We start from the raw sequence: 11,392 nt of genomic DNA, 5'->3' as shown, positions 1-11,392 counted from the left end.
TAAATCGCTTAACTTCTCATTAACTCTTTTAACTTTTAAGTGTTTCTCATTGATTTATCAATAACCCATAGCCCTTTTAATTCCCCGGTAATTTGTTAAAAACAAAAAATATGAGAACTCAACTTAACGTATTCTTCTTACTTGTTTGCAGCCTCGGTCTCGCTCAGAACAGTATTTCAGGAAAGATAAGCGACTTTAATACCAATGAAATTATCGGCTGGGCCGATATCATTCTCCTGAAAGATGATAAAGTGGTTCTGAATACCATCAGCAAGGATGACGGGCATTACGAATTAACCGGAATAGATAATGGTACCTATACGCTGAAAGTTAATTATCTCGGCTATCAGGATTTTACGGTTCCGGTTTCCCTGAGCGGAAATTCTAAAAGAGAGCTGGATATAAAACTGAAGAGTAATCGTGAATTGCTGGGCGAGGTTGTGCTGACTGCAGAACGGACCACCATAGAGTTTAAGAGCGATAAAAGAGTGGTCAATATTGGCCGTGACCTGCTGGCTGCCGGGGCCTCTACCGAGAATATCCTGCGTCAGATACCTTCTGTAGATGTGGATATTTCAGGGAATGTCAGCCTCAGGAATGACAACAATGTTATTATAATGATCGATGGGAAACGTTCTACTTTGTCTTCTGCCGATATTATTGCACAGGTGCCCTCCAACCTTATTAAACAGATAGAAGTGATCACCAATCCTTCTGCTAAATACGATGCGGAAGGTGTTTCCGGCCTTATCAATATCATTACCCGAAGGCCAAGGATGAACGGAGGGAATTTTAGCGTAAATGCCGGGATCGGTGAACAGGATCGATATCATTTTACCCCCAGCGGAAATTACCGTTCCGGGAAGTTTAATTTTTATGTGAATTACAACCTGCGATTCCCGTATTTCGGGTCGAGTGTAAATACGCTCAGGCAAACAACCGATGAGATCATTGAACAACAAACAGGCACTGAGTTCGAAAATGCAAGGGTAAACTACCTGAAAAGCGGGGTGGATATTTTTATAGACAGTACAAATACCTTGTCGTTTTCCGGGATATATGCCAGGAATGTGCATAGCCTGACCGATGAAACCGCCACGCGGATCGAAGAATTGGCTACCGGTACCGAACGTATGATCATGTTTAATTCTGAAAATATGCATATACATGTTTCCAAAGAACTGAATGCCAATTACCGGAAGGAATTTAACGGGAGGAACCACTATCTGGAGGCCGATATCAACCTGGCTAATTTTCCCAATACTTTTCAGATCGATCAGCGGGAAGTGGAAGCGGGACAGGCAGATTTTATAATCGATGACAGTCAGCGGAGAGAGAATACCATAACGACTTTAAGTGCCGATTATCACAGAAAAAACAAAAAAGGAAACACCCTGGAAACCGGGCTGAAAGCCGAGTTCAAAAACCTGGATAATTTTCAGGACCGCACCGAACAGTCGGAAACCATCACCGTTATAGAAGATAACTTCCTGTACGAAGACCGTGTCCTGGCAGCATATGTCGTATACGAACATACGTTTAAAAAGCTGAGCCTGAAAGGAGGCCTGCGACTGGAAGATTACCGCATAGACCTGAATAGTAACGATGTGGAGACCTTCGACGATAGTTATACCAATCTGTTCCCTTCCTTTAGCCTGTCCTATAAGGTAAAGGAAAATGAATTCAGCGCCAATTATACCCGCAGGATCTCCAGGCCCGGAATATTTTCCCTTAATCCTTTTACCGTAGAACAGGGGAACCTGAACAGAAGAAGGGGAAACCCGTTCTTAAGGCCTTCCTTTGCTAATAAGGTAGAATTGAATTACAACCGGAAGTTTAAAAAAATCAACCTCAATGCTTCGGCTTTTTATTCTCAAATAGACGATGTTATACAATTTATCTTTATCCGGGAAGGCGATTTTATCATCAATACTTTCGACAATATAGGTACGTCCCGACAATACGGGATAGAATTATTTTCCCGGATCAACTGGTCTAAATGGTGGAGTTCCAACCTGAGTATGAACTATTACTTTTCCGATTTTGAAACACAACAGTTTGCCAATACCCATACTTTTTCCCAGCAATACAGGCTTCAGAACGATTTTAGATTTGCCAAAAGCTGGAGTGTTCAACTCAACGGTAACCTTAATCCCAGAAGGCAAAACCTTCAACAGGAAATACAGACGAATTACAGATTGGATCTGGCAGTCAGTAAGCGGATACTCAAGAATAAAGGACAACTTATCCTGAGGATCAATGATATTTTCAATACCTCCGAATTCGATGTTGAAAGGAACCTGAACGATCTGTCCGAACGTACTTTCAGAAAACCTTTTTCCCGCTACGCTTACCTGACCATGAGATATAATTTCTCCTTCGGACAGAATAATCAGCAAAACAGGTTGAGGAAACAAAGAAGGTACAATAGCGGAAACGTAGACTAGCCGGGAATTAACTTCTGCTTAACTCTTTTAACCTTTAAATGGGACTTGTTGACATTTTGATAGCCCATAGGCGCCGGTGTAAGCCTTTACTTTGAATAAACTATAAATCTTAATCTTATGAAAACGTATTTAAATCTTCTGATCTTTTTGGTCATCGCAGGAACGACCTCGATCAATGCACAATCATGCCCGATACCTGAACCCCTGGATCTTAAAGAAGCCGTGGGAGAGTGGAAGGGAAGCTTTACCCATGACGGAGAACTAAAGAAGTTTACCGTTTATATCTCTGAGGAAGACGGCGATCTGAGATCTGAAATTTCCATCCCCGGGATCACAAGGGATAGAATTACCGCTTTTACCAAGATCTGCTCCGGAGAGGAAATTCATGTGGAAATCGTGGTAAATAATGAAAAATTCGATTTCAGAGGAAAGCCCAAAGACGGTAAAATGGCTGGAAGTGTTCTCTACAGAAATGTAAAGAACGATACCTCGCAGGAAGTATTTTCCCTTAAAAGAAGTCGTTAATTATCAATCAAAAAACGAACAACTATGAGAGCAATCACTCTATTTCTGATCCTTTGCTGCCTTTTACCGGCTTATTCAAACCCGGTAGAAACCTCCGAACTAAGGGGAGAGTGGAAAGGATCGCGTATTGTCAATGCCTATGTGGTTAATTTTAACCTGCATATCAGGCAGACGGATCAGGGTTATGCAGCTACTGTGGATTTCCCTTCTCAAAATAACTTTAATGTAAGCTACACCCTTAAAATAAAAGGGAATGAATTTTACCTGAGCAGGGAAAACAAAGAAGGCGTCCTGATAGAATACAAAGGAAAAATTAACGGGAACACGATTGTGGGGACTTTTCATTACAACAATGAATATATGAAGGATAAGCCCGGAATATTTCAGTTGATGAAAAGTAATGCAAAATACATTAAAGGAGAGCAACTTCCCGATTTCGAACTGACCACCTTTAACGATACCGGAAAGGTTAGTAATAGTACTTATAAAGGCTCTTATCTGTTACTGGATTTTTGAGCTACCTGGTGTGCCCCGTGTGTGGCCAAACGCCCCAAGCTGGAGGCGATAAAGGAAAAATTCGGTGATAAAATAGAGATACTCAGTGTTTCTTTAGACCGGAATGCTGCCATCGTGGAAAAATTCAGAAAGGAGAGATCCCCTATGCCCTGGAAGCATGTGCTGAAGGAGCAGAAAATGAGAGATCCTTTTATAAAAGCTTTGGTGCCCGGAGGTTTGCCCTACGGATATCTGGTAGACGGGAAAGGTGAAATAGTGGCTTTTGGCAGTGAACTGGATGCAGAATTGCTGGAGGCTACGGTAAACAGAATTTTAAAATAGAAACATCCACAACCAACTATAGGTAGTCATTATTGTCTCTTAGTGCCTTTATTAATGCAGGAGAATTAGCTGTATTTTAATTCCGGAAGCCCTTGTTTTCTGTATTTTGAAGGAACTACTTTTTTGAGGAGTTTGAATTTCCTGTTGAAATTCGAAATATTCTTAAATCCACATTGATAAGCGATCTCAGCAACAGAAAGATCGTTTCTCCTGGACAGAAGTTTACAGGCATTCTCGATCCTGACTTCGATAAGGAACTCAAAAAAAGTTTTATTCGTCCGTTGCTTGAAATACCTGCAAAAGGCATTAGGAGACATTGACGCTACCTCCGCTATTTCCTCCAGGGTGATATCTCTGTGAAATTCATTCATTGCAAGTTCAAATACGGCACTCATTCTTTTCCCTTCATTGTCTGTGTACTTTTTCTTGTGGATAAATGAACTCAGCGATTTTCTTTCCATATAGCACAACCTTTTCAGCAATGCCAGAAAATTAATGAATGCATCGAGCTTGTCGTACTCAAGAAATTTCTTCAGGCCTTCAAAATCAAAATTATCTTCCGGAGCCGGAACGATCTTAAATCCGTATTCCGCTTCCGTAAAAAGATTGTTCAGATCACTGAATTCGGGAAGGTCGAAAAAGTGATCCCCGAAAGATTCTTTGGTAAAGAACAACGACATCATATGCGATTTCTCCTCGTCGGAAGGGTCGCTTTTAAACAAATGAGGAAGACTTCCGCCAATTACCAGGATATCTCCCGGTTTAAAATCGTTTACAGAATCTCCTACTATAAGTTGTCCTTCTCCCTTAAAAATAGCTGAAATCTGAATCTCTTCATGTTGATGCAGCTTATCGTATAAGGCAGGTACGTGATCTTCCTGTACTATCAGGGAAGTATCGGTGGATTTCGGTATTTTAAAAGGTAGGACTTTCATAATGATCTTAAAATTATGCAAATATTAATAGAAAAACAACAATCATAGTTCATATAGGCTAATATTATATTACTTTCTGTTAAAATGCTAAATAATGGCATACACCGATTATAACTATTTTTGATGTACTTTAAAATAGACTTGTTATGAGTATACAATGGGTAGGGGTAATGCCCGCAGTGACTACAAAATTCACTAACGAAGACACTTTAGACCTTCAGATGTTTGAAGTAAATGTTAAGGCACAATTAGATGCCGGAGTTCATGGTATAATTTTAGGAGGAACCTTGGGAGAAGCCAGTACACTTAGCGATTCCGAGAAAAGGACCCTTGTCAGAACTGCCGTGCAAATTGTTGAAGGGAAGGTTCCTGTAATCATTAATATTGCAGAGCAGACCACAAAAGGTGCTATAGAAGCAGCCCGTAAGGCCAAGGAAGATGGAGCTGAAGGATTGATGATGTTACCTCCTATGCGCTATAAAGCCGGGAAAAGAGAAACCATTACTTATTTTAAGGAAGTAGCCAACAGTACAGACCTTCCTATTATGGTATACAACAATCCTGTAGATTATGGTATTGAGGTTACCCTTGATATGTTTGAAGAATTACTGGATGAATGTCCGAATATCCAGGCTGTAAAAGAATCAACCAGAGATATTTCTAATGTAACCAGGATCAAAAACCGTTTTGGGAACCGCTTAAAGATCTTATGCGGAGTGGATACCCTGGCACTGGAAAGCCTTTTAATGGGGGCTGACGGTTGGGTTGCCGGTCTTGTTGATGCTTTTCCGGCAGAAACTGTAGCGATCTACGAATTGCAAAAAGCGGGAAGAACAAGTGAGGCAATAGAAATTTACAGATGGTTTTTACCGTTGCTGGAGTTAGATATTAATTCTAAATTAGTGCAGAATATTAAACTTGCAGAAGTAGCTACCGGAATAGGTACTGAAAATGTAAGAGCACCCAGACTTCCTTTAACAGGAGCAGAGAGGGAACACGTCCTTTCGGTTATTGAGAAAGGATTAAACAGCAGACCCGTTTTACCTGATTATAAATCCCTTCAGTTAAGAACGGTTTAAGAACAGTAAAAAAATAAAATGATCACAGGAAAAAATTATATTGGGAATAAATTATCGGCCAAAGGAAATAAGACCTTTACCACTTTTAATCCGAAATTGAACATTCCCAATCAGTATGAGTTGACAGAGGCAACTCCCGAAGAAATAGATGAAGCCGTAGCATTGGCTTCTTCTGCTTTTCGCGTGTACAGGAATGTTCCCGGAACAAAAAGGGCGGCTTTCCTTAATGCCATAGCTGATGAGATCCTTGCTTTGGGAGATGAACTTCTGGAAGTGTACAGCTCCGAATCGGGATTACCCCAGGGAAGGGCTATGGGAGAAAGAGGAAGGACCATTGGTCAGTTAAGAGCCTTTGCCGACCTGATCTCTGATGAAAACTGGAGAGAAATATCTATAGATGAAGCGATCCCGGGCAGGGAACCACTTCCAAAACCGGATCTTCGTAAACTTCTTATCCCTTTAGGGCCTGTAGTTGTTTTCGGAGCCAGTAATTTTCCGCTTGCGTTCTCAACTGCAGGAGGTGATGCCGCCAGTGCTCTGGCTGCAGGATGTCCTATCATCGTAAAATCGCACCCCATGCATGCAGGAACAGGAGAAATGGTAGCTTCGGCCGTTGTAAAGGCCGCTGAAAAAACAGGAATGCCGGAAGGGGTTTTCTCTAATTTAAACAGTAGTGGAATAGAAGTAGGGGTTCAGTTGGTTAAACATCCTGGTGTAAAGGCAGTTGGCTTTACAGGTAGTATCAGAGGAGGAAGAGCCCTTTATGACATTGCAGCATCCAGAGAAGAACCTATTCCGGTATTTGCCGAAATGGGAAGTATAAACCCTGTTATAATGATGCCGGGAGCTATGGAGAACAGGAGAGAGCAGCTGGCAACGACTTATGCAAGTTCAATAACGCTGGGAACCGGACAGTTTTGTACCAATCCGGGCTTATTGCTGTGTATGAAAAATGATGCTTCGGATGCTTTTATCGAAGACCTGGCTCAAAAAACCGTAGCTGTAGATGCACAATGTATGCTGCACCCGAATATCAAAGCCAATTACGACAAGATGAGATCGAGCATAAGTGCGCAGGAAGGACTTGAAGTGGTGGCAGAATACGAAACAGCCACCCAGGAGAATTTTGCTGCTTCTCAGATAGCAAAAGTTAGCGGAGCTTCTTTTCTGGCGAATAAAAACCTTCATCACGAAGTATTCGGACCTTTTTCTATGGTCGTACAATGTAAAGATGAGGAAGAGCTGGTAAATATTATAGACCAGCTGGAAGGGCAGCTTACAGGTACCCTTATTGCAGATGAAGAAGAATATCAGGATTTGGGAACTATTGTCGATACGCTTCAGCAGCGTGTAGGGAGAATTATTTTTAACGGGGTTCCAACCGGAGTGGAAGTTTGTGCTTCCATGACACACGGAGGGCCTTATCCCGCATCGACAGATTCCAGGTATACGGCAGTTGGAATAAATGCCATAAAGAGATGGGTGCGTCCCTTCTCTTTCCAGGATTTCCCTAAGGAACTCCTGCCGGAAGCGTTAAAATAAAAATTAGACATTATGGATTTAAAACTTAAAAAGTATCTCCCCTTTGGGGTATTATCAATTCTGCTTGCCTACGGATGTGCAGAAAAACAATCTCAAAATAATGGGGGGGCTTCAGAAGAATTAAATTCCATTATTACAAGTGTTCAGGATCACGAAGGGTATGATGAAGAGTCATACCCTCTTGGTTTGTTTACGGAAGAACACTATAAATCGGAAGCAGATTTTGCCAGGGGGAAACTGGAAGAATTGCAGGCTATAGCAACGGACGACCTGAAAGAGACCGACAGGATATCGGTAGAACTTTTAAAGTATGTTCTTCAGCAGCGAATAGACTTTTACGAATTCGAAGCGTATCTAAACCCCTTGCTCTCCGATGCAGGTTTTCACAACAGCCTGCCTTATATGGCAAGAAAGCTTACCAATTATAAGCAGGTAAGGGAATATCTGAATAAACTCAATGCTTTACCGGTTTTTGTAGATCAGCATCTGGTAAACCTGAGAAGGGGGCTTGAAAAAGGAGTATCCCAACCCAAGGTGATCTTTAAAGGATATGAATCTACCTATAACGATCATATTGTAGAGAGTGCTGAAGAGAGTTTCTATTATTCACCTTTTAAGGAACTTCCGGTCAGCCTCAGTGAAGAACAAAAAGATTCGGTACTGACCGCTGCCAGGGAGGCGATAAACTCCAGTGTGGTCCCTCAGTTTAAAAGGATAAAGGAATTCTTTGAAACGGAATACCTGCCAAATACAAGAGATAAACTGGGAGTATCGACAGTCCCTAACGGAGAAGCCTATTACCAGAATCAGATAAAAAGATATACCACTCTGGACCTCAGTCCGGATGAAATACATCAGATCGGGCTTGAAGAAGTAGCCAGGATCAGATCGGAGATGGAAGCTATTATAAAAGAGGTGAATTTTAAGGGGAGCTTTGCAGATTTCCTTCTGTTTCTCAGAACGGATAAGCAGTTTTATCCCACTTCTGCAGAAGCTCTTTTAAAAGAAGCCAGAGATATTTCCAAACGTATAGATGCTCAATTGCCAAGGTATTTTATTACGCTTCCGCGTAAACCTTACGGAGTGGCACCCGTTCCAACAGCTATAGCACCAAAATATACTACCGGAAGATATATCGGTACCGAAAAGAACAGTACAGAACCCGGTTATTACTGGGTAAATACCTATAATTTAAGCAGCAGGCCTTTATATGCACTTCCGTCACTGACTGCCCACGAAGCAGTTCCCGGGCATCACTTACAGGGAAGCCTTAACAAAGAACTGGGAGACAGTATTCCTCAGTTCAGAAAGAACCTCTATATTTCTGCCTTTGGAGAAGGATGGGGACTTTATTCCGAATACCTCGGTGAGGAAATGGGAATCTACAGAACCCCTTACGAGCGTTTCGGGAAGCTTACCTATGAGATGTGGAGAGCCTGTAGATTGGTAGTAGATACCGGAATTCATGCAAAAAACTGGAGCAGGGAACAGGCTGTGGAGTTTATGAGTACGAATTCGGCCCTGTCGCTTCACAATATCAATACAGAGGTAGACCGCTATATTTCATGGCCTGCCCAGGCACTTTCCTATAAACTGGGAGAGATCAAGATCAGGGAACTAAGAGAAAAAGCCACTGAAGAATTGGGAAGTAAATTCGATATCAGGGAGTTTCATGAAGTGATCCTGGAACAGGGCACGGTTACCCTTGCTATTTTAGAAGAAAGAATAAATAATTATATAGAGAAAAAGAAAAATGAGTAGGAGTATCTTTAATTGCATCGACGCGCATACCTGCGGGAACCCGGTAAGAGTAGTTTCTGAGGGAGGCCCCGATCTGTCCGGTGCAAATATGAGTGAAAAACGTCAGCATTTCCTGAAGGAATACGATTGGATACGTAAAGGATTAATGTTCGAACCCAGGGGTCATGATATGATGTCGGGAAGTATCCTGTATCCGCCATCAAACCCGAATAACGATGTAGGTGTCTTGTATATAGAAACAAGTGGCTGCCTGCCGATGTGCGGACACGGAACTATCGGAACCGTTACTATAGCCATCGAAGAAGGGTTGGTAAAACCCAAAACTCCGGGAAAATTAAGACTGGAAACTCCGGCCGGACTGGTAACAATTTCCTATAAACAGGAAGGAGATAAAGTTACTTCGGTAAAACTCACTAATATCAAATCGTATCTGGCAGCAGAAAATATAACAGTAGAATGCCCGGAACTGGGAGAGCTCACACTGGATGTGGCTTACGGAGGGAATTTCTACGCAATAATAGATCCTCAGGAAAACTTTAAAGGGATCCAGGATTATACCGCAGACCAGTTGGTAAGCTGGAGCCGGGTGATCAGGGATCGTATCAACGCTGCTCATAGCTTTGTACATCCTGAAGATGAAACTATAAACGGACTTAGTCATGTTCTGTGGAGCGGAGATACTCTTTCCGATAAAGCAACCGCGAGAAATGCCGTTTTTTACGGAGACAAAGCGATAGACAGATCGCCTTGCGGAACCGGGACTTCAGCAAGAATGGCACAATGGTACGCCAAAGGAAAATTAAAAAAGGGTGATGAATTCGTTCATGAAAGTATAATCGGGAGTCAGTTTATAGGAAGGATCGAAGAAGAAACTGAGCTGGACGGTAAAAAGGCTATTGTTCCCAGTATTGAAGGATGGGCCAGAATTACCGGATTCAATACGATCATGATCGATGATGATGATCCTTATGCACACGGATTCCAGGTGATTTAAGTTTTAGAACCCGTAAAAACATTTCTTTGAAAAGCATCATAATTATAGGAGGAGGGATAATAGGGCTAAGTGCCGCATATTATCTTCAAAAGGAAGGCCATCAGGTTACTGTGATAGATCAGTCTAATATGGATGAAGGCGCGTCCTATGTAAATGCAGGTTATTTAACCCCCAGTCATATAATTCCTCTTGCAGCTCCCGGAGTTATTAAACAGGGAATTAAATGGATGTTCAATCCCAAAAGTCCGCTATACCTGAAGCCCAGACTGGAAATGGATTTTCTGAAATGGGTATGGGCCTTTAACAAATCGGCTAACAAAAAACATGTGGAGAGATGCATTCCTGTAATTCGCGACATTAATCTTTTAAGCAGGGATCTTTACCAGGATATAAAACAAGACGAAGGTTTTAATTTTCAGTACGAGAAAAAGGGACTTTTAATGCTTTGTCAGACCGATAAAATGCTGGAAGAAGAGAATGAAGTAGCTCACAAGGCAATAGAGGCGGGCCTTCCCGTAAAAGAATTATCGCTGGAAGAGCTTTATAAAATGGAACCCGGGGTAAAAATGAATGTAAAAGGAGCTGTTCATTACGAATGTGATGTGCATACTACTCCCGGTGAATTTATGAGCGAGATAAAGAGTTACCTCAAACAGAAGGGAGTTATTTTTAATACCAATGAGAAGGTAGAGGATATCGAAGTAAAAAAGAATGAGATCACTGCCATCAAAACAAATAAACAAACCCTTTATGCCGATGAATATGTCCTGGCAGCAGGATCCTGGAGTACGCTTCTTGGTAAGAAGTTGGGGATCTCCATTCCGTTACAGGCAGGAAAGGGATACAGAATAAATACAGAGAAAAATACAGGGATCACTGTTCCTGCAATCCTTGCAGAAGCTAAGGTAGCAGTAACTCCAATGCACGGATTTACCCGTTTTGCGGGCACCATGGAAGTTGCCGGAATAAACCACACGATCAATAAGGTAAGGGTCGATGCGATTGCTCAGGCGGCAAACCGTTACTATCCTGAGATCCGTATAGAACAGGAAGAAAAAGATAAAGCTGCATGCGGATTAAGACCGGTCTCGCCCGATGGAATGCCTTATATAGGGAGGTCTGCAAAATGCGATAACCTGACCATTGCTACCGGACATGCAATGATGGGATGGAGCCTGGGGCCTGCTACCGGAAAACTGGTAGAGGAGATCATAGCCGGAAAAAAGACATCTATGCCTGTAGATGCCTTTCATCCCGACAGGAAATTCTGAA

9 protein-coding genes and 1 pseudogene are annotated in these 11,392 nt (G+C 42.0%); 9 read left to right on the top strand and 1 reads right to left on the bottom strand.

All coding sequences use genetic code 11. From position 1 onward, the window contains the following. Positions 1–110 precede the first annotated feature (110 nt). From GWK08_RS05155 to GWK08_RS05140, 4 genes and pseudogenes are all read left to right on the top strand, one after another. Positions 111–2,447: a TonB-dependent receptor domain-containing protein gene (locus GWK08_RS05155; RefSeq protein ID WP_163605827.1), complete on the top strand. Its 2,337-nt coding sequence runs from the start codon at positions 111–113 to the stop codon at positions 2,445–2,447. A gap of 117 nt (positions 2,448–2,564) precedes the next feature. Continuing rightward, complete coding sequence (locus tag GWK08_RS05150; RefSeq protein WP_163605826.1) at positions 2,565–2,972, top strand: hypothetical protein; 408 nt, start codon at positions 2,565–2,567, stop codon at positions 2,970–2,972. 24 nt (positions 2,973–2,996) lie between these two features. Beyond that, complete coding sequence (locus GWK08_RS05145; RefSeq protein ID WP_163605825.1) at positions 2,997–3,488, top strand: hypothetical protein; 492 nt, start codon at positions 2,997–2,999, stop codon at positions 3,486–3,488. Positions 3,489–3,500: 12 nt separating this feature from the next. Then, positions 3,501–3,809, top strand: a pseudogene (locus GWK08_RS05140) (TlpA family protein disulfide reductase); the annotation flags it as partial. A 65-nt stretch (positions 3,810–3,874) separates the two neighbouring features. Here GWK08_RS05140 and GWK08_RS05135 read toward each other — a convergent pair. After that, complete coding sequence (locus GWK08_RS05135; RefSeq protein ID WP_163605823.1) at positions 3,875–4,744, bottom strand: helix-turn-helix domain-containing protein; 870 nt, start codon at positions 4,742–4,744, stop codon at positions 3,875–3,877. 146 nt (positions 4,745–4,890) lie between these two features. Here GWK08_RS05135 and GWK08_RS05130 point away from each other — a divergent pair, with 146 nt between their 5' ends. Genes GWK08_RS05130 through GWK08_RS05110 form a run of 5 tightly spaced genes read left to right on the top strand, consistent with a single transcriptional unit; the run spans position 4,891 to position 11,391 of the window. Further along, on the top strand, positions 4,891–5,823 hold the full coding sequence (locus GWK08_RS05130; protein WP_163605822.1) for a dihydrodipicolinate synthase family protein: 933 nt from the start codon (positions 4,891–4,893) through the stop codon (positions 5,821–5,823). Positions 5,824–5,841: 18 nt separating this feature from the next. After that, positions 5,842–7,365, top strand: a complete 1,524-nt coding sequence (locus GWK08_RS05125) for an aldehyde dehydrogenase (NADP(+)) (protein ID WP_163605821.1) — start codon at positions 5,842–5,844, stop codon at positions 7,363–7,365. Between the two features lie 12 nt (positions 7,366–7,377). Then, the gene (locus tag GWK08_RS05120) at positions 7,378–9,126 is read left to right on the top strand and encodes a DUF885 domain-containing protein (protein WP_163605820.1); all 1,749 of its coding nucleotides are present in this window, start codon (positions 7,378–7,380) and stop codon (positions 9,124–9,126) included. Then, complete coding sequence (locus GWK08_RS05115) at positions 9,119–10,120, top strand: 4-hydroxyproline epimerase (protein WP_163605819.1); 1,002 nt, start codon at positions 9,119–9,121, stop codon at positions 10,118–10,120. The genes GWK08_RS05120 and GWK08_RS05115 overlap by 8 nt, the downstream gene beginning before the upstream one ends. A 26-nt stretch (positions 10,121–10,146) precedes the next feature. Beyond that, on the top strand, positions 10,147–11,391 hold the full coding sequence (locus GWK08_RS05110) for an NAD(P)/FAD-dependent oxidoreductase (RefSeq protein WP_163605818.1): 1,245 nt from the start codon (positions 10,147–10,149) through the stop codon (positions 11,389–11,391). Position 11,392: the final 1 nt, after the last annotated feature.

The organism is Leptobacterium flavescens (genome assembly GCF_010671605.1).
Taxonomy (GTDB): Bacteria; Bacteroidota; Bacteroidia; order Flavobacteriales; family Flavobacteriaceae; genus Leptobacterium; species Leptobacterium flavescens.
This window is presented reverse-complemented; position numbering and strand designations above follow the sequence as displayed.

Coding starts and splice junctions, on each gene's coding strand:
- GWK08_RS05130 (WP_163605822.1), top strand. CDS start 4,891: ATGAGTATACAATGGGTAGGGGTAATGCCCGCAGTGACTACAAAATTC.
- GWK08_RS05135 (WP_163605823.1), bottom strand. CDS start 4,744: ATGAAAGTCCTACCTTTTAAAATACCGAAATCCACCGATACTTCCCTG.
- GWK08_RS05150 (WP_163605826.1), top strand. CDS start 2,565: ATGAAAACGTATTTAAATCTTCTGATCTTTTTGGTCATCGCAGGAACG.
- GWK08_RS05120 (WP_163605820.1), top strand. CDS start 7,378: ATGGATTTAAAACTTAAAAAGTATCTCCCCTTTGGGGTATTATCAATT.
- GWK08_RS05115 (WP_163605819.1), top strand. CDS start 9,119: ATGAGTAGGAGTATCTTTAATTGCATCGACGCGCATACCTGCGGGAAC.
- GWK08_RS05145 (WP_163605825.1), top strand. CDS start 2,997: ATGAGAGCAATCACTCTATTTCTGATCCTTTGCTGCCTTTTACCGGCT.
- GWK08_RS05125 (WP_163605821.1), top strand. CDS start 5,842: ATGATCACAGGAAAAAATTATATTGGGAATAAATTATCGGCCAAAGGA.
- GWK08_RS05155 (WP_163605827.1), top strand. CDS start 111: ATGAGAACTCAACTTAACGTATTCTTCTTACTTGTTTGCAGCCTCGGT.